Below are 17,254 nucleotides of genomic sequence, written 5' to 3'. Positions count from 1 at the left end.
CAGAGATGTAGGTGCGGAGGTACGGGGTTCAGCCGGCCCAGGGCAGAGGCGCGTCGGAGACGCCCCAGTAGAGGGACTTCTGGCGCTGGTAGGCGCGGATGCCGTCGCGGCCCTTCTCGCGGCCGAGACCGCTCTCCTTCATGCCGCCGAAGGGCGTGGCGATGCTGAACTGCTTGTAGGTGTTGATCCAGACCGTGCCCGCGTCGACGCGCCGCGCGATCCGCCAGGCGGCCCGGTGGTCGCGGGTCCAGATGCCGCAGGCGAGGCCGTAGACACTGGAGTTGGCCTGCCGCACGAGGTCGTCCTCGTCGTCGAAGGGCAGCGCGACCAGGACGGGCCCGAAGATCTCCTCCTGGCAGGTCCGCGAGGAGTTGGGGAGCCCGTCAAGGACGGTGGGCAGGTAGTACGCCCCGTCCCGGAGATCCGCGGCTTCCGGCACGCTCCCGCCGCACAGCACCCGCGCGCCTTCCTCGCGCGCGAGATCGACGTACGAGGCGACGGAGTCCCGGTGCTTGTGATGGACGAGCGGCGCGACTTGCGTGTCGGGGGACGTGCCGGACCCGACGCGCAACTTCCTCACCCGTTCGACCAGTTCGCCGACGAACTCCTCGTACACCTCACGGGCGACGAAGAGTCGCGACCCCGCGATGCAGGACTGTCCGCTGGAGGAGAAGACCCCGAACATCACGCCTGCCAGGGCCTGCTCGATGTCGGCGTCGGCGAGGACGACCGTCGGCGACTTGCCGCCCAGTTCGAGCGAGACCGGCATCAGCTTCTCGGCCGCCGCGTGCGCGAGCGTACGGCCCGTGCTCGTGCCGCCGGTGAAGGTGACCTTGCCGACGCGTGGATCACGGACGATCGCGTCGCCCACGATGCTGCCGCGCCCGGTGAGGACGGACAACAGCCCGGCCGGGAGCTCGAATTCATCCAGCGCGCGGGTGATGACGCGCCCGAGCGCGAGGGAGACGAGCGGGGTCCACTCGGCGGGCTTGAGCAGGACCGCGTTACCGCCCGCGAGCGCTGGTGCGAGCTTCTGGGCGTCGCTGGCGATGGGGGAGTTCCAGGGGTTGATCGCGCCGACGACGCCGATCGGCTCGTACACGCTCATCGTCACGTAGTCGCCGCGCGAGGGGGTGATCGCCTCCTCGGCGGTCTCCAGGGCGGCGGCCGTGTAGCGGAAGGTGGCCGCCGCGCTGCCGACCAGGGCGCGGGTCTCGGCGAGGGCCTTTCCGGTGTCGGCGGTCTGCAGGGCCGCGAGGCCGTCCGTGGACTCCTCGATCAGCTCGGCGATGCGGTGCAGGAGCAGGGCGCGCCGGTGGGGCACGAGGTCGCGCCAGCGCGGATCGGCGGCAGCGTCGGCCGCTCCCTGGGCCGCTTCGGCGACCTCGTCGAGGGAGACGGCGTGGACGGTGGCGATGACGCGGCCCGTCGCCGGGTCGACGGTGTCGGCCGGGGCGCCCGCGCCGCGTCGCCACTCGCCCGCGATGAGTGCTTCGTCGGCTGGGATGCGGGGCATGGGGGCCTCCTGGCGGGAACGGGGCGTGGTCGAGCAGGTCGAACAGAACGTGGCCGAGCGGGACTTGAGGGAGTGATCCCGGCGGAACTTCAGACGCTCTTCGGTAAGTGCTAGAAATCTAAGGGCTTAAATATCTGAAGCGCAAGACCTGTCGGATGACGACCTACGAGGATTTCCCCTGCGGAGACTCTTGACGTGCTCCGGTGCCGGGACGGTACAACTTAAGCGCTTAGAAACTTTGCGCTTACTCGCTTCTTGGCCTGAGTTTCCCCAGACTCTGTGGCCGTGGCGTTCCCCCGCTCGTCCCAGCCCCTCCCTCACCCGTTCTGTCCCCGCCCCCTCAGCAGCGGAGTACCCGCATGACGATCGATGCTTCCCCGGACCGAGCGGTCCGGGCCGCCATAGCCGCCCGCTTCGAACGGCTCCCCCTGTGCCGCTGGCACGTCACCGTCCGGCTCATCGTGGGCGCCGTCACCTTCTTCGAGGCATTCGACCAGCTCCTGATCGCCTACGCCCTGCCGGAACTGCGCCACGAGTGGGACCTCAGCACCTCGGCCGCGACACTGCTGCTCACCGTCGGCTCGATCGGCATGCTGATCGGGGCGCTGCTCTCCGGGCGCCTCGCGGACCGCATCGGCCGGGTCAAGGTCATCGCGCTGTGCATCGCGCTCTCCAGCGTCGCCAACCTGGCCCTGTCCGTGTCGACCTCGCCCGACGCCTTCATGGCCCTGCGGTTCGTCCAGGGCCTGGCGATCGGGGGTGAGGTGCCGGTGGCCGCGACCTTCATCGCCGAGATCACCCGCGCCCACCAGCGTGGCCGCTTCGTCCTCCTCTACGAGCTGGTGTTCCCGGCGGGTCTGACCGTGGGCGCGCTGGTGGCCGCCTGGGTGGTGCCGATCATGGGCTGGCGCTGGATGTACGCCCTCGCCGCGCTGCCGGGCCTGCTCTGCATCCTCGTACAGCGGAAGGTGCCCGAGTCGCCGCGGTGGCTGGCGGATCACGGCAGGGGCGAGGAGGCGTCCGTGGTGATGACCGGCATCGAGACGGAGGTCGAACGGATCACGGGGAAACCCTTGCCGCCGGTCACGGAGGCGCTTCCGGTGGAGGCGTCGGGTTCGGGGCCGGCTCCGGCTTCCGGGGAAGCGGCTTCGGGGCTGCGCGGGTTGTTCACCGGCCGCTATCGGCGCCGGACGCTGATCATCGGCGTGCTCTGGTTCACCGGCTACTTCGTCAACTACGGGATCACGTCCTGGCTCCCGACGATCTACCAGAACCGCTACGACCTCTCCCTCTCGGACGCGCTCCTCTACTCGACGGTCACGTCCTGCGCGGGTCTGCTCGGCTGCCTCGTGGCCGCGCTCACGGTCGACCGGCTGGGCCGGCGGAAGGTCATCACGGGGTGCCTGGGCGGTGCGGCGGTGATGCTGGTGGCGCTGGCGGCGGTCGGCGCGGGTACGCCGGTGCAGGTCCTGGTGTGGACCTCGCTCGCGGCGGTCTTCTTCTTCGGCTCCAACATCTGCCTGTACCTGTACACGCCGGAGCTCTTTCCGACACGGATGCGGGCGTTGGGGAGCAGCGTGGGTGGGGCGATGAACCGGCTGGGGGTCATTCTCGGGCCGATTGTGGTGGGGATCGTGTATGCGGGTGGGAACGTGTCGACGGTGTTCGTGATGCTGGGGGCGGTTGCGCTCGTGGGGTCTGTGGTGGCTGCCTTCGGGGCGGAGGAGACCGCGGGGCGGCGGTTGGAGGAGGTTTCGCCGTAGGCGGGGCCCTGATCACCGGCTTCGCCGAGTTCGTCCTCAAACGCCGGACGGGCTGAGATTTGCCCGAGCCCCCGTTTCGGGAAGGGGTTTCGGGAAGAGGCGGTCCCTGGGAAAAGCCCCTTCCCAGGGACCGCCCTTACCCGAACCGTTCGATGCGGATGCGATCCACCGGCTGGCCCCCGGCCACCAGCAACCGCGACGCATGCTCCGCGAAACCGTTCGACCCGCAGATGTACGCCTCCCAGCCACCCTCCGGCTGACCGGGGCCCAGGAACGGGGCCATGTGCTCCGCGCTCAACCGGCCCTCCGTCCGCGTGAGGACGACCGTCGTCTCGTCCCCGTACTCCTCCGCGTAGATCAAGTCCTCACGCGTACGTGCCGACACGACAAGCCGCAACGGCACCGGGCACCCGGCCCCCCGCCAATGCCGCAGCATCGACATCAGCGGGACCACACCCGAACCCGCCCCCAGCAGCAGCGCGGGACGGTCACCGGGCCACGCGAAGAAGCCCGACAGCGGACCCCGCACCTCCACCACGTCCCCGACGCGGGCGACCGTGTGCAGGTGGCCGGAGACCTCGCCGCCCGGCACGTGGTCCAGGGTCAGCTCGATCTCGCCGCGCTCGGCGGCGTCCGCGGGGGCCGATGCGAGCGAGTAATGGCGTTGCGCGACGTAACCGTCCGGCGCCGTGAGCCGCAGCATCACGTGCTGGCCCGGCAGGTGCCCCTGCCAGTCGGGCACCTTCAGGCGGAAGGTCGAGACGGTCCCGGCGGCGTTGTCCCGACGGACGCTCACCACCGTCGCCCGCTGCCAGAGTGCCGCCGCACGATTGCTCACCGCGATCCGCCCCGGCACGGCGAACCGCGTCGGCGGCACGAACGTCCCGGTCTCAGCCCCAGCCACAGTCTCAGCGGTCTCAGTCACCGGAGTAACGCTCCTCCCGCCAGGGATTTCCCCGGTGGTGATAGCCGTTCTGCTCCCAGAAGCCCGGCTCGTCGTGGTCCAGGAGCCGCAGCCCCGCGACCCACTTCGCGCTCTTCCAGAAGTAGAGATGGGGCACGATCAGGCGCGCCGGGCCGCCGTGCTCGGGAGGCAGCGGGCCGTCCCCGTACTCCCAGGCGATCCACGCCTTTCCGCCCGTCACGTCGGACAGGGGGAGGTTCGTGGTGTAGCCCGTGTGCGAGTACGCGACGACATGCGTGGCCTGGGGGCTCGGTCCCGCGGCGGCCAGGAACGCGTCCAGGCTCACCCCGCCGAAGCGCACCCCGAACTTGGACCAGCTGGTCACGCAGTGGATGTCCCCGCGGTACTCGGACGCCGGCAGCGCGTGCGCCTCGTCCCACGTCCAGGTGTGGGGGGACGCGACGAGTCCGTCCACGCGGAACGTCCAGTCCGCGGGCGCGAGCTCGGGCGTCACCTCGGCGGAGAGTACGGGCCAGCCGTCCGCCGCGTCGTACTGCCCGGGAGGCAGTCGCGGGTCGCGGTCGGCGGCGCGGGCGCGGCCGGTGAAGCCGCGGGTGGGTTCGATGGTCATACGGTGCTTGCCACTTCGGAGGTGCTCGTGGGGCTCGTGGGGCCGGGCGCCGCGGAGGCCGCCGCGTCCTGCAAGGCGCGCAGCGCGCGCTGCGCGTCCAACGTCTCCAGCGTACGGTCCCGCATCAGGACCCGGCCGTCGACCACCGTGTCCCGGACGTCACAGGACGCGGCGGCGTACGCCAGCATCGACCAGGGGTCGTGCCGGGGCGTGAGATGCGGCCGGGCCAGGTCGAGGACGATCAGGTCCGCTCGCTTGCCCGGCTCCAGGGAGCCCAGCTGGTCGCCGAGGCCCAGCGCTCGCGCCGACTCGATGGTCGCCATCCGCACCGCCTGTTCCGCGCCGACCGCCGTCGGGTCGCCGCCTGCCTTGTGCACGAGCGCCGCCAGCTTCACCGCGCCCAGGAGGTCCAGCGTGTTGGAACTCACCGCGCCGTCCGTGCCGAGGCCCACCGTGACGCCCGCGTCGAGCAGGTCGGGGACGCGGGCGATGCCGCAGCCGAGCTTCAGGTTCGAGACCGGGCAGTGCGCGACGGACGTGCCGGTGCGGGCGATGGCCTCGATCTCCGCGTCCGTGAGGTCGACGGCGTGCGCGAGCAGCGTGTCCGGGCCGAGCACGCCGAGCGAGTCGAGCAGTTCCACCGGACGCATGCCGTGCGCCTCGGTGACCATCGCCACCTCGCCCGCGTTCTCGGCGGCGTGGATGTGCAGCAGGGCGCCGTACTCGCGGGCCAGCGCACTGATCGCCGTCAGCTGCTCGGGACCCAGGGTGTACGCCGAGTGCGCGAAGATCACCGGGCGGGTGCCCGGCGCCGGGTCGGTGCGGGCGGCCAGGTCCGACGCCGCCCAGGCGAGCCGGTCCGCGTAGGGGCGGCCGTCCGGCGGGCCCGGCACGTCCATGAACGTGGGGCCCGTCAGGAGGCGCCACCCGGCCTCGCGGGCCACGCTCTCGGCCGCCTCGTGGAACCAGTACATGTCCAGCGCGGCGGTGACCCCGCCGCGTACGGACTCGGCGATCGCGCCCTGGATCCCCGCGGTCACCGTCTCCGGCGAGAGCAGCGCCGCCTCGGCCGGGATGACGCGGTCCAGGAAGCCCTGCAGCGTGACGTCGTCGGCGATGCCGCGGAACAGGGTCATCGCCAGGTGCGTGTGCGTGTTGATGAGGCCGGGCAGAACGAGACAGCCGCGGGCGTCGAGCTCGTCGGCGGCCTCGTAGGCGGCGCGCAGCCGCTCGGCCGGGCCGACGTCCACGATCCGGCCGTCGCGCACGGCGACGGCGCCGTCCTCCACGACCGTGCCCGACGCGTCGACGGTGAGGACGTCGCCGCCGTGGACCAGGAGATCTATGGAGCCGCCCCGGTCCTGGGCCGGCAGGTCAGTGGGGTGCATCGGTTCCGTTCTCTCCACGAGGTCGTTCGGGTGGCTGCTCAGTGCTCCGTGGCGGCAAGGAGCCGGAGCGCGTCCAAGGCTATCCGGGCGCCCCGGTCGACTCCTTCGGCCACCACGTTCCGGTGCGGGTTGTAGCCGCCTGTCGAGAACGGTGCTTCCTCGTCGACGAGTTCATCGGCGTTGGCGCCGTCGATCACGAGCGCGCCGCCCGCGACGAGGCCGTGCGTGGACGCGAAGACGTACAGCGCCGAGAGCTCCATCTCGATGGCCGCGATCCCGGCCGCCGTGTACGCGTCGCCGGGCAGCGGCAGGAAGCCCGGCTGGAACGCGGCCCGCGTCCACACCACACCCCGGTGGTAAGGGGCTTCGGCCGCGCGGGCCGCCCGCTGGAGTGCGATGACGGCCTCCGGCGTCGCGAACGCCGGGTACTCGGCGGGGATCAGCTGCTGCGTCACGCCGTCGTCGCGTACCGCCGCGTCCGCGATGACCAGGTCGCCGTCGCGGATGCCGGGGCGGATCGCGCCCGCCGTGCCGAGCCGCAGGATGGTCGTGACGCCCGCCTCCGCGAGCTCCTGGAAGAGGAGGATCGCGCCGGGCGCGCCGACGCCGTGCGAGGCGACGACGACCGGCGTGCCCTGCCAGCTGCCGGTGAAGGTGCGGTACTCGCGGTGGTACGACACCTCCTTCGCGTCGTCCAGGAGGTCGGCGAGGGCGGTGGCGCGCGCCGGGTCACCGACGACGACGGCGCGGGTGGGCAGGCCGGTGCGGGGGACGCGCGTGATGGGCAGCGCGTCGGTGAGGGGGGTAGGGGCGTCGGTGGCTGTGTCGGTCGTCATGAGGATGCTCCTACCAGAGACGTCGTCTTGCGGCGGCGCCTGCGCGCCGTGGACAGGAAGAGTGCGGCCAGGGTCACCACGTACGGGGCGGCGTCGGTAGCCTGCTGCGGCATGCCGAGCCCCTGGAGGCGGAAGCCGACGGCCTCCGCGATGCCGAAGAGCAGCCCGGCGAGCAGGACGCCGAGCGGCAGGGCGCGGCCCAGCATCACGGCCACCACGGCGATCCAACCACGCCCGGCCGTCATGTTCTCGGAGAACAACGTGACGTTGCCGAGGGCGAGTTGGGCTCCCGCGAGGCCGCACAGGACGCCTGACGTCAGGACGGCGGCGTACTGATACCTGGCCGGACTGACGCCCAGCGTCGCCGCCGCGTCGGGGGTCTCGCCCACGCCGCGCAGCCGAAGGCCCCACGGGTGGTGGGCCAGGAACACGGCGGCCACGGCGACGGCGGCCCACGAGAGATACACGAGCGCGGAGTGCCCGGAGAGCACCGCCCCGACGAGGGGGATGTCGATGCCGCCGAGCCCCGTCAACTCCGGGTCGGAGAAGGTGCCTTGCACCCCGAAGACCGTACGCAGCAGGAACCCGGTCAGGCCGACGGCGAGGAGGTTGAGCGCGACGCCGAGCACGACGGCGTCCCCGCGCAGCGAGATCGTCCCCACGGCCAGGATCATCGAATACGCGGCCGAAGCGAGGGCGGCGAAGACGACACCCAGCCAGGCGCTGCCGGTGAACCAGCTGCCCGCGACGCCGCTGAAACAGCCGATCAGCATCATGCCTTCGAGGCCGATGTTGAAGACGCCCGCGCGCTCGCAGATCGCGCCGCCGAGTGCGGCGAGGAGGATCGGGGTGAGGGCGAGGAGCGCCGAGTGGAACAGCGCGGAGTCGATGCTCATCGCACGCTCACTTCCTTCGCTTCGGTCTCGGCGGTGATCTCGGCGGTGGGCTTCTTCCTGGCCCGCCGCCGCGTCAGGTTGAGCCGGGCCGCGAGGAAGACGATGACGACGGCCTGGAGGACCTGCGTCAGCTCGCGCGGCACTTCGGTGGTGCGCTCCATGGCGAGCCCGCCCACTTCGAGCGCCGCGAAGAACAGGGCGGCGAGTGCCGTACCGATCGGCGCGGCGGCGGCGAGGAGCGCGGCCGTCAGGCCGGTCCAGGTGTGCCCGGCGGCGGTGAGCGACCCGTCGATGAAGCGATAGGGGAAGCTGAGCACACCGATGGCGCCGACCAGACCCGCGACGGCGCCGGAGAGCGCCATCAGCCGCAGCGTGAGCCGTGGCCTGTCGACCCCCGCGTACGCGGCGAAGCGCGGATTGAGTCCCGTCATGCGGATCTCGTAGCCGGGGGCGGTACGGGCGTCGGCGAACACGAAGACGGCGACCGCGACGGCCACGAGAAGCAGCCCCACGGTGACGGTCGACGACCCGAAGGCGGGCAGCTCGACCCCGTCGGGCAGCCGCCGGGTCTGCGGAAGGCTCGACCCGTCTTCCTTGAGCGGGAAGCGCGCGAGGTAGGAGGCGAAGGACATCGCCGGATAACCGAGCAGCAGACTGCTGACGAGCAGCGGTACGCCGAACCGGTTCTGGCAGACGGCGGCGAGCGCGGCGTAGGCGGCACCGGCGGCCATCCCCGCGAGCAGCGAGAGGACGACGGTCAGCGGCGCGGGCAGCGGCGAGTAGAGCCCGGTGGTGGCGGCGGCGATCCCGCCGAGCACCAACTGCCCGTCCCCGCCCAGGTTGAGCAGCCCCGCCCGCATGGGGATCGCGAGCGCGAGGGCGAGCCCGATGACGCTGGTCCCGGTGGTGAGGGTGGACCCGATGCCGTCGGGCCCGAGCGCACCGCTGACGACGGAGCCGTAGGCGCCGATGGGATCGGCCCCGGTCCCGAGGAGGAAGAGCGCACCGACGAGGACGGCGGCGACGACGGAGTGCAGGGCGGGCGCGCGCAGCAGACGCGCGGCGAGGGCGCCCGCGGTGCCGGGGGTGTCGGCGGCCATCAGGGTGCCTCCTTCGTGTCCGCCGAGCCCGTGGCGGCGGCTCTGGCCGGCGTGAGGTCCGTGCCGCCCGCCATGGCGAGGCCGAGCGTGTGCTCGTCCGCGGCCTCGCGGGAGAGCTCCGCGGCCACCCGGCCCTCGTACATCACCAGGATCCGGTCCGACAGGCCGCGGATCTCGCTCAGTTCGGCGGAGACCAGGAGGATCGCGTGACCCGCGTCGCGGTGCGCGATCAACTGGTCGTGGATGGTCTGGATGGCGCCGATGTCGACGCCTCGGGTGGGCTGCTCGACGATCAACAGCGGTGACTCGTGGGCGAGTTCACGGCCGATCACCAGCTTCTGGAGGTTGCCGCCCGACAGCGAGGCCGCCGTGTGGCGAGGCGATGCCGCCTTGATGCCGAAGCGGTCGATCAGGACGCGCGCGTGCTCACGCAGCCACGACGGGCGCAGGAGGCCGTGCCCCCGGTGGTGGCCCATCGCCAGGTTCTCCGCGATCGTCGCGGCCGGCGCCGTGCCGACCGCCACGCGGTCCTCGGGGACGTACGCGAGACCCGCCCCGCGGCGCCCCGCCGCCGACGCGTCCGTGATGTCCTGCCCGGAGAGCGTGACCCGGCCCGAGGAGACCGGACGCAACCCGGCGATCGCCTCGGCCAGTTCACTCTGACCGTTGCCCGCGACTCCCGCGATGCCCACGATCTCACCCGCGCGGACACAGAGCGTCACATCGCGCACCGCGTCCGTGGACAGGGAGTCGACGGACAGGACCTCACCGCCCGGCGTACCCGGCGGATGGACACGGTCAAGCTCCACCGCACGCCCCGTCATCGCCGCGGCGATCCCGTCCGCGCTCGTGTCAGCCGTCCGCATCCGCGCCGCGACCCGGCCGTCCCGCAGGACCGTCACCGCGTCGCTGCCCTCCATCACCTCACGCAGCTTGTGGGTGACGAGGAGGACCGTGCGCCCGTCGTCGGCGAGCGAGCGCAGCACGCCGAACAAGGCGTCGGCCTCCGACGGGGTCAGGACCGCCGTCGGCTCGTCCAGGATCAGCGTACGGGCGCCGCGGTAGAGGAGCTTGAGGATCTCCACGCGCTGGCGCACGCCCACCGGCAGGTCGCCGACCTTCGCCGCCGGGTCCACCGCGAGCCCGTGCTCATCGGCGAGCGCACGCACCCGCCGCAGTGCCTCGCCCCGGTCCACCAGACCGAAACGGCGCGGCTCGGCGGCGTACACGACGTTCTCGGCGACCGTGAACGACGGGAAGAGCTTGAAGCTCTGGTGCACCATGCCCAGGCCCGCCGCGATCGCCTCGCTCGGGCTCGCGAACGCCACCTCGCGCCCGTCGAGCAGGATCTGCCCGGCGTCCGGCCGCTGCAGCCCGTACAGAACGGACATCAGCGTCGACTTGCCCGCCCCGTTCTCGCCCATCAGGGCGTGGATCTCACCGCGCGCGACGGCCAGGTCCACCCGGTCGTTGGCGAGGGTGCCGGGGAACTCCTTGGTGATGCCCCGCAGTTCGACGGCGGGCGCCGTCGGATCGGGCTCAGGCGGCGGGGTCATTGACCTTCAGCTTCCCCGCGACGATGTCGTCCCGCAGCGACTCGACCCGCTCGAGCACGTCCTTGTGGTCGGCGATGAGGCACTTGGAGTCCGCGACCCCGGGCTCAAGACCGGTCAGCGACATGCCGCCCTCCTTGAGGCCGTACGACACCGTGCTGCCGCCCTTGCCCTTCAGGATCTGCGCGATGCCCTTCTCGACGGCGACATCGGTCTTCTTCAGTACGTTGTCGACGACGACCCCCGGGCTGCTCAGGCACTGGTTCGCGTCGACGCCGTACGCCTTGAAGCCCTTGGCCTTCGCGGCCTGGAAGACGCCGTTGTTGCCGCCCGCGGCGGCGGCCATCACCTGGTCGGCCCCGCCCGAACCGAGTGTCGCCGCCTGGTCCTTGGCCCGAGCGGCGTCGTTGAACGGAGACTGCCCGCCGACGAAGAGCGTGCGGGACGTGACCCCCGGCTTCACCTTCTTCGCACCGGCCGCGAAGGGCTCGCTGTAGCGGCGGAACTGCAGGGTGTCGAGGACGTCGACGGCGCCCACCTTCTTGCTCTTGGTGAGAAGACCGGCCTCGGCGCCCGCGAGGTACACCGCCTCGTGCTCACGGAAGACCGCGCAAGTGACGTTCTTGTACGTCTTCTTCGTGCACGCGTCGACGAGCAGGAACTGCTGGTCGGGATGTGCCTCGGCCTGCTGGGCGGCGATGTCGGCGAACTCGAAGCCGACGAGCGCGATGACGTCCGGCGCGGAGTCCACGGCCGACTGCACGTTCTGCTGCTGCGAGGACGTGTCACTGCTCTGGAAGACCTTCGGAGCGCCCGCGCCCTGTGCCTTGGCCGCCGACTTCACGCCGCTGACGGCCAGCTTGAGGAACTCGTTCTGGGCCACCGGGTCGGGCGTGACGAGCGTGAACGCCTTCGCCCCCTTGTCGCCGGAGGAACCGCCCTTGCCCGCGGCCGCGTTGCAGCCGGTGGCGAGGAGGACGGCGCCGACGGTGGCGGCGGTGATGCGCAGGGAGGTACGCGTGGAGAGAGACATAGGAGAGCGCCTTCTCGAAGGTGCCTGGTGAGCCCAGGCCGTGGCGGGGAGTCGGACGGTGCGGAGCTGCGTCGCTCAGCGGCGGCAGGAGCGACAGCGGCACATTCGGCCGCCGTCGACGGCCACGGCGGGGCAGCGCATGACGTCCGTGCCGTTGCCGGCGCCGTGCATGGCCGTCCTCCTCGCACCGTGGGTCGATCCGTCCTGGGTGGCGGTGAGGGTAACACCGGATTTCGGACAGCCGCACGAACGTCTCGAAATATGGTTCGAGCACGTCAGGTACGGTGACGACACCCCTCCCGCATGGCCGGAAACGCCCCTATTTTCCCGGAGTTGAGCACCATGACGAGCCAGGATCTGCGCGCTGTCACGTGGACGGCGGCCGCGGAGGGCAGCGCGCCGTCCCTCTCCCTCATCGATCAGACGGCGCTCCCGCACGCGCTGGAGCGCCTGGACGTCACCACGGTCGACCAGCTGATCGACGCGATCGTGCGGCTCGTGGTGCGCGGCGCTCCCGCGATCGGCGCGGCAGGCGGGTACGGCGTCGCGCTCGCCATGGCGCAGGGCGAGCGCGAGGGCTGGGACCGTGCACGCCTCGACGCGGAGGTCGCACGGGTGCGTGCGGCGCGGCCCACCGCGGTGAACCTGATGGTGTGCGTGGACAGGGTCGCCCCGCTCATCGACGCGGGTCTTTCGGCGGTGCTCGCGGAGGCGGACGCGATCGTGCGGGAGGACCTGGAGGCGAACCACGCGATGGGCGCGTACGGCGCCGACTGGCTCCAGAAGCGGCTATCGACCCCCGAGGACCGCCCACTGCGGATCCTCACCCACTGCAACACGGGCGCGCTCGCCACGGCGGGCTGGGGAACGGCACTGGGCGTCATCCGCGAACTGCACGCCCGTGGGCGCCTGGAGACGGTGTACGCGGACGAGACCCGCCCCCTGCTCCAGGGCGCGCGGCTCACCGCATGGGAGCTGGCGCAGGAGGGGATACCGCACTTCGTCCAGGCGGACGGCGCGGCGGCGGGGACGATCCTGCGGGGTGAGGTGGACGCGGCGATCGTGGGCGCGGACCGGATCGCGGCGAACGGCGACACGGCGAACAAGGTGGGGACGGTGGGGATCGCGCTGGCCTGCGCCTACGCGGGCATCCCGTTCATGGTGGCCGCCCCCACCACGACGGTGGACCTCGCCACGGCGACGGGTTCCGAGATCCACATCGAACTGCGGGGGGAGGGGGAGGTGTTGGAGTGGGCGGGTGCCCGTACCGCTCCGGCCCGGTCCCGGGGCCACAACCCCGCCTTCGACGTGACACCGGGCTCACTGGTGACGGCGCTGGTCACGGAGCGGGGAGTGCTGGAAGTCGCTGCGGGTGAGTCGCCGTCGAGTGGGTTGAGTTAGAACGTCACCGGCTTCGCCGAGTTCGTCCTCAAACGCCGGACGGGCTGAAACCAATCAGCCCGGTCGGCGTTTGAGGCCATCTCTTGGGGGTCCAGGGGGCGGAGCCCCATGGCTTCGGGGAGGGGTGGGATTGGGGAGAGCCCCGCAGGGTCAGCCCCGCGTCAGCTCCAGCTCCAGCAACCACTCCACCACCTCAGTACGATGCCGCGCCTCCCGAGGCTCCGCGCCCCAGACATAAAGCCCGTGCCCAGCGACAACCACCGCCGGCATCCCGGGCTGAAGCGCCGCCTCGAGCCGATCCCCGAGCACCCCCATGTCCTGGCTGTTCTCGATCACCGGCAGCGTCACGGCAACCTCATGCGTCGGATGCCCAAGCCCCTTCAGCATCTCCAGGTCCCGGAACGCCACACCCCCCGGCTTCCGATGCCCCATGGCCACCGAAGCCACGGTGTGCACATGGACCACGGCCCCGGCCCCGGTGAGCCGGGCCACCCGAGCATGCAGCGCCGCCTCCGCGGAGGGGCGCCCCGCGCCCAGCGCCGCACCGGACGCGTCCGTCAACACCACGTCCGCGGGCGTCAGTTCACCCTTGTCCCGCCCACTCGCCGTCACGGCGAGCTGAAGCGGCGTACGCGAGAGGACCACGGACAGGTTCCCGGACGTACCCCGCATCCACCCGAACGACGCGAAGCGCGCGGCCTCGGCGGCGAGGACGGCACCCGCCTCCTCCAGATCCAACGCGGCAGTGGTCTCACTCATCGAATGCTCCTAGTTCCTGACAAGGCTGATCTCGTCGAAGGCCGCGGCCTCCGGATGCCCGCCGACCCCGGCGGCGAAATAGGGCTCACCGGTCCGCCGGACGCCCACCGTCAGCCACCCCGCGTCCCGCGCCGCCTCCAGCTCCCCGAGCCGGTCGGAGAGGAAGAGCGTGCGCTCGGCGGCAACACCCACCGCGGCGGAAATCGTCCGGTAGGACTCCGGCTCCTGCTTGGGGCCCGCGTTCTCGGTGTCGTAGAAGCCGCTCACGAGCTCCATCAGCGAACCCTCGGGCGAGTACGTGAACCACGCCCGCTGCGCCGCGACGGACCCCGACGAATAGACGTACAAGCGAACCCCGTCCGCCGCCCAGCCCCGCAGCACCCCGATCACCTCGGGGTAGAAGTGTGAGACCAGCTCGCCCCGCGCGAAGCCCTCCGCCCAGAGGATGCCCTGAAGCGTCTTGAGGGGCGTCGCCTTGCGATCGGCGTCGACCCATTCGCCCAGGATCTTCTCGACCCGCCCCGCATCCGCGTCCGGCTCACCGGCCAGCTCCCGCACCTGCGCGATCGCCCGCGCCACCGCCGGCTCGTCGCCCCGCGACGCGAGCAGCTCACCGAAGCGCTCGCGCGCATAGGGGTACAGGACATCCACCACGAACCCCGTGGCACTTGTGGTGCCCTCGATGTCGAGCACCACGGCGTCCACGGAGTGCGGGCCGTACACAGAACTCACGCCGTGTACCCCGCGTGGATCGCGTCGAAGTCCGGGAAGCGGTCCGCGATCGGGCTGCCCGTGAACGTGCCGATCCAGCCGTCCTCCTCGTGGAAGAAGCGGATCGCCGTGAACGCGGGGGATGTGCCCATGTCGAACCAGTGCGTCGTGCCGCGCGGCACCCCGAGCAGGTCGCCCTTCTCGCAGTAGACCGCGTGCACTTCACCGCCGACGTGCAGATAGAAGATCCCCGCGCCCGCGACGAAGAACCGCACCTCGTCATCGTCCTCGTGCGTGTGCTCGGCGAGGAACTTCTGCCGCGCCGCCTTCGCCTTCTCGGGCCACTCGGGGTCGTCGCTGGGGTGCAACGCGACCACGTCGACCGTCTGGAAGCCCTCCTCGGCGTTCAGCAGGTCGATCTCCGTGCGGTACGCGGCGAAGACGGTCTCGCTGTCCGCATCGGCGGGCACGTCCTCGCGCACCGGCCACTGCTCGTAGCGCACGCCGACGGGGGCGAGTGCGGCGGCGATCTCGACCGGGTCCGCGGTGCGGCGTATGACGGTTTCGGGGCCGGATTCCGGCCAGGTCGTCAGGAGGGTCATGGCTCGCTCCAGAAGGGGACAAGGTGGGTACGGGGGATGGTAACTCCCAGGTCAGCAGAGGTCAGCCCCGCTTACGCGCCGTCCCACAGCGTGGACGGCGCGGCCCTGCGGACCACCGGCGCGACCTCCTCGGCGAACCGCTGGAGCGTCTCGATCTGCTCGCCCCGCTCCAGGCCGAAGCCGTTCAGGGCGGGCCTGAACTCGCCCTCCCAGTCGATGTTTGCCTCGCTCCGGGCGGCGGAGGAGTTCGTACTTCTCCTTCTGCAGATCCCACTGCCGCTCCTCGTCGGGCCCGAAGAGGCCGAAGTGGCCTGCCTCCGCGCCCTTGCCGATCACCAACTCGATCCGGCCGCGCGAGATCTGATCGAGCGTCGCACAGTCCTCGGCGACCCGCATCGGGTCGGGCGTGACCGATGATCGACAGCACCTGGAACTTCATGGGTCCCACTGTCCCGGCGCCCTGTTGCGCACGTATGTACGCGGTGTGGCAGCCCGGCCGGGTACGCCGAAGGGGCGGCCCCCAGCGGGAGCCGCCCCTCGGACAAGCCACTGCCTACTTGTTGTCGAGCACGTCCTGGACCTTGGCGCGGACGTCGTCCGTGGCCAGGCCGCGGATCGTCAGCGTCGTACGGCGGCGCAGCACGTCGTCCGCCGTCTCGGCCCACTCGTTGTCGCGGGCGTAGACGACCTGCGCCCAGATCTCCGGGGCGTCCGGCGAGACGCGCTCGGCGAGCTCAGGGTTCTCGTTCGCCAGGCGGGCGATGTCGAAGGAGAGCGAGCCGTAGTGCGTCGCCAGGTGCTTGGCGGTGTCGGCCGACATGCGGGGGCCGGGTGCCGGGCCGTCGACGAGCAGACGGTGCGCGACCGCGCGCGGGTTGGCGATGCCGGGCAGCGGCAGGCGCTTCTGCAGCTGCGAGATCGGCTCGTAGTCGTCGCCGAGCGGGTGGCCCGGCAGCGACTCCAGCTTCTTCATCACCGTACGGCCGATGTGGCGGAAGGTCGTCCACTTGCCGCCCGCGACGGAGAGCATGCCGCGCGCGCCCTCGGTGACGACCGTCTCGCGCTTGGCCTTGGACGTGTCGCCGGGGCCGCCGGGCAGCACGCGCAGACCCGCGAAGGAGTATGTGATCAGATCGCGGGACAGCTGCTGGTCGCGGATGGAGAACGCGGCCTCGTCCAGGATCTGCGCGGTGTCGGCCTCGGTGACCTTGACGTCCGCCGGATCGCCCTCGAACTCCTCGTCGGTCGTGCCGAGCAGCAGCATGTCCTCCCACGGCAGGGCGAACGTGATGCGGTACTTGTCGATCGGCGTGGCCAGCGCGGCCTTCCAGGGGGCGGTGCGCTTGAGGACCAGGTGCGCGCCCTTGGAGAGGCGGATGGAGGGGGCCGCGTCGGGGTTCTCCATCTTGCGCAGGTGGTCGACCCACGGCCCGGTCGCGTTGAGCACGAGGCGCGCGTTCACGCCGAACTCGTCGCCGCTCATGCGGTCCTTGAGCTCCGCGCCCGTGACCCGGCCGCTGGTGAAGCGCAGGCCGGTAACCTCGGCGTGGTTCAGGACGGCGGCGCCGGCCTCGACGGCCGCGCGGACCGTCATCAGGGCCATGCGCGAGTCGTTCATCTGGTCGTCGCCGTAGACGGCGACGGCCTTGAGGTTGTCGGTGCGCAGCTCCGGCACGTCCTGCGCCGCCTTCGAGGGGCTGAGCAGGTGGCCGACGCCGTCGCCGAACGCGGACAGCGCGCTGTACGCGAAGACGCCCGCGCCCAGCTTGGCGGCGCCGTGCGGGCCGCCCTTGTAGACGGGCAGGTAGAAGGTGAGCGGGTTCGCCAGGTGGGGGGCCACCTGACGCGACACCGCGCGACGCTCGAAGTGGTTCTCCGCGACCAGCTTCACCGCGCCGGTCTGCAGGTAGCGCAGACCGCCGTGGAGGAGCTTGGAGGAGGCGGAGGAGGTGGCGCCGGCGAAGTCACCGGCGTCCACCAGGGCCACCCGCAGTCCCGACTGCGCGGCATGCCAGGCGGTGGAGATGCCCAGGATCCCGCCGCCGATCACCAGGAGGTCGTACGTCGCCTTGGAAAGCTGCTCCCGGGTCTCGGCGCGGCTCGGGTTGGAACCGGCAGCCGGATGCGTCCCGAGGGCAGGGACGCTCTGCAGGGTGGTCAT

At 71.6% G+C, this 17,254-nt stretch carries 15 protein-coding genes and 1 pseudogene; 2 read left to right on the top strand and 14 right to left on the bottom strand.

The window, feature by feature from the left end; genetic code table 11:
• Positions 1 to 28: 28 nt before the first annotated feature.
• The gene (locus AC5P1C_RS20245; RefSeq protein WP_493867262.1) at positions 29 to 1,516 is read right to left on the bottom strand and encodes an aldehyde dehydrogenase family protein; all 1,488 of its coding nucleotides are present in this window, start codon (positions 1,514 to 1,516) and stop codon (positions 29 to 31) included.
• A 359-nt stretch (positions 1,517 to 1,875) separates the two neighbouring features.
• Between AC5P1C_RS20245 and AC5P1C_RS20240 the strand changes: the two genes are divergently transcribed.
• A complete protein-coding gene (locus AC5P1C_RS20240; protein WP_493867261.1) occupies positions 1,876 to 3,279 on the top strand; it encodes an MFS transporter in 1,404 nt (467 codons plus the stop codon).
• A gap of 136 nt (positions 3,280 to 3,415) precedes the next feature.
• On the opposite strand, the gene AC5P1C_RS20235 is transcribed toward AC5P1C_RS20240, so the two are convergent.
• The 8 genes from AC5P1C_RS20235 to AC5P1C_RS20200 are packed head-to-tail and all read right to left on the bottom strand — an operon-like array spanning position 3,416 to position 11,620.
• On the bottom strand, positions 3,416 to 4,204 hold the full coding sequence (locus AC5P1C_RS20235) for an FAD-binding oxidoreductase (protein WP_493867260.1): 789 nt from the start codon (positions 4,202 to 4,204) through the stop codon (positions 3,416 to 3,418).
• Positions 4,197 to 4,808: a sulfite oxidase-like oxidoreductase gene (locus tag AC5P1C_RS20230; protein ID WP_493867294.1), complete on the bottom strand. Its 612-nt coding sequence runs from the start codon at positions 4,806 to 4,808 to the stop codon at positions 4,197 to 4,199. The genes AC5P1C_RS20235 and AC5P1C_RS20230 overlap by 8 nt, the downstream gene beginning before the upstream one ends.
• Positions 4,809 to 4,810: 2 nt before the next feature.
• The gene (locus tag AC5P1C_RS20225) at positions 4,811 to 6,202 is read right to left on the bottom strand and encodes an amidohydrolase (RefSeq protein ID WP_493867259.1); all 1,392 of its coding nucleotides are present in this window, start codon (positions 6,200 to 6,202) and stop codon (positions 4,811 to 4,813) included.
• Between the two features lie 38 nt (positions 6,203 to 6,240).
• The gene (locus AC5P1C_RS20220) at positions 6,241 to 7,038 is read right to left on the bottom strand and encodes a nucleoside phosphorylase (RefSeq protein WP_493867258.1); all 798 of its coding nucleotides are present in this window, start codon (positions 7,036 to 7,038) and stop codon (positions 6,241 to 6,243) included.
• Positions 7,035 to 7,934 (bottom strand): ABC transporter permease, encoded by a 900-nt coding sequence (locus tag AC5P1C_RS20215; protein ID WP_493867257.1) that lies wholly within the window; start codon positions 7,932 to 7,934, stop codon positions 7,035 to 7,037. The genes AC5P1C_RS20220 and AC5P1C_RS20215 overlap by 4 nt, the downstream gene beginning before the upstream one ends.
• Complete coding sequence (locus AC5P1C_RS20210) at positions 7,931 to 9,034, bottom strand: ABC transporter permease (RefSeq protein WP_493867256.1); 1,104 nt, start codon at positions 9,032 to 9,034, stop codon at positions 7,931 to 7,933. Before AC5P1C_RS20210 ends, AC5P1C_RS20215 begins: the two co-directional genes overlap by 4 nt.
• Entirely contained in the window at positions 9,034 to 10,590 is a 1,557-nt protein-coding gene (locus AC5P1C_RS20205; protein WP_493867255.1) for an ABC transporter ATP-binding protein, read from the bottom strand. Before AC5P1C_RS20205 ends, AC5P1C_RS20210 begins: the two co-directional genes overlap by 1 nt.
• The gene (locus AC5P1C_RS20200; RefSeq protein ID WP_493867254.1) at positions 10,574 to 11,620 is read right to left on the bottom strand and encodes a BMP family ABC transporter substrate-binding protein; all 1,047 of its coding nucleotides are present in this window, start codon (positions 11,618 to 11,620) and stop codon (positions 10,574 to 10,576) included. The genes AC5P1C_RS20205 and AC5P1C_RS20200 overlap by 17 nt, the downstream gene beginning before the upstream one ends.
• Before the next feature lie 342 nt (positions 11,621 to 11,962).
• Between AC5P1C_RS20200 and mtnA the strand changes: the two genes are divergently transcribed.
• Entirely contained in the window at positions 11,963 to 13,021 is a 1,059-nt protein-coding gene (gene mtnA / locus AC5P1C_RS20195) for an S-methyl-5-thioribose-1-phosphate isomerase (protein ID WP_493867293.1), read from the top strand.
• 150 nt (positions 13,022 to 13,171) lie between these two features.
• On the opposite strand, the gene mtnB is transcribed toward mtnA, so the two are convergent.
• The 5 genes and pseudogenes from mtnB to AC5P1C_RS20170 all read right to left on the bottom strand — a co-directional run bounded on the left by mtnB (position 13,172) and on the right by AC5P1C_RS20170 (position 17,254).
• Positions 13,172 to 13,780 (bottom strand): methylthioribulose 1-phosphate dehydratase, encoded by a 609-nt coding sequence (mtnB, locus tag AC5P1C_RS20190; RefSeq protein ID WP_493867253.1) that lies wholly within the window; start codon positions 13,778 to 13,780, stop codon positions 13,172 to 13,174.
• A 9-nt stretch (positions 13,781 to 13,789) separates the two neighbouring features.
• Positions 13,790 to 14,512, bottom strand: coding sequence for an acireductone synthase (gene mtnC / locus AC5P1C_RS20185; RefSeq protein WP_493867252.1), 723 nt, complete (start codon positions 14,510 to 14,512; stop codon positions 13,790 to 13,792).
• Positions 14,509 to 15,093 carry a 1,2-dihydroxy-3-keto-5-methylthiopentene dioxygenase gene (locus AC5P1C_RS20180; RefSeq protein ID WP_493867251.1) on the bottom strand — a complete coding sequence of 195 codons (585 nt, stop codon included), beginning with the start codon at positions 15,091 to 15,093 and terminating at the stop codon, positions 14,509 to 14,511. The genes mtnC and AC5P1C_RS20180 overlap by 4 nt, the downstream gene beginning before the upstream one ends.
• A 185-nt stretch (positions 15,094 to 15,278) precedes the next feature.
• Positions 15,279 to 15,495: pseudogene (locus AC5P1C_RS20175) on the bottom strand (LLM class flavin-dependent oxidoreductase); the annotation flags it as partial.
• Positions 15,496 to 15,646: 151 nt separating this feature from the next.
• Entirely contained in the window at positions 15,647 to 17,254 is a 1,608-nt protein-coding gene (locus tag AC5P1C_RS20170) for a glycerol-3-phosphate dehydrogenase/oxidase (protein WP_493867250.1), read from the bottom strand.

Source organism: Streptomyces sp. A18, from assembly GCF_059026065.1.
This window is presented reverse-complemented; position numbering and strand designations above follow the sequence as displayed.

What these genes read in the sequence shown, in the direction of transcription:
- AC5P1C_RS20245 (WP_493867262.1), bottom strand. Translation starts at nt 1,516, where the DNA reads ATGCCCCGCATCCCAGCCGACGAAGCACTCATCGCGGGCGAGTGGCGA.
- AC5P1C_RS20240 (WP_493867261.1), top strand. Translation starts at nt 1,876, where the DNA reads ATGACGATCGATGCTTCCCCGGACCGAGCGGTCCGGGCCGCCATAGCC.
- AC5P1C_RS20225 (WP_493867259.1), bottom strand. Translation starts at nt 6,202, where the DNA reads ATGCACCCCACTGACCTGCCGGCCCAGGACCGGGGCGGCTCCATAGAT.
- AC5P1C_RS20220 (WP_493867258.1), bottom strand. Translation starts at nt 7,038, where the DNA reads ATGACGACCGACACAGCCACCGACGCCCCTACCCCCCTCACCGACGCG.
- AC5P1C_RS20215 (WP_493867257.1), bottom strand. Translation starts at nt 7,934, where the DNA reads ATGAGCATCGACTCCGCGCTGTTCCACTCGGCGCTCCTCGCCCTCACC.
- AC5P1C_RS20210 (WP_493867256.1), bottom strand. Translation starts at nt 9,034, where the DNA reads ATGGCCGCCGACACCCCCGGCACCGCGGGCGCCCTCGCCGCGCGTCTG.
- AC5P1C_RS20205 (WP_493867255.1), bottom strand. Translation starts at nt 10,590, where the DNA reads ATGACCCCGCCGCCTGAGCCCGATCCGACGGCGCCCGCCGTCGAACTG.
- AC5P1C_RS20200 (WP_493867254.1), bottom strand. Translation starts at nt 11,620, where the DNA reads ATGTCTCTCTCCACGCGTACCTCCCTGCGCATCACCGCCGCCACCGTC.
- mtnA (WP_493867293.1), top strand. Translation starts at nt 11,963, where the DNA reads ATGACGAGCCAGGATCTGCGCGCTGTCACGTGGACGGCGGCCGCGGAG.
- mtnB (WP_493867253.1), bottom strand. Translation starts at nt 13,780, where the DNA reads ATGAGTGAGACCACTGCCGCGTTGGATCTGGAGGAGGCGGGTGCCGTC.
- AC5P1C_RS20180 (WP_493867251.1), bottom strand. Translation starts at nt 15,093, where the DNA reads ATGACCCTCCTGACGACCTGGCCGGAATCCGGCCCCGAAACCGTCATA.
- AC5P1C_RS20170 (WP_493867250.1), bottom strand. Translation starts at nt 17,254, where the DNA reads ATGACCACCCTGCAGAGCGTCCCTGCCCTCGGGACGCATCCGGCTGCC.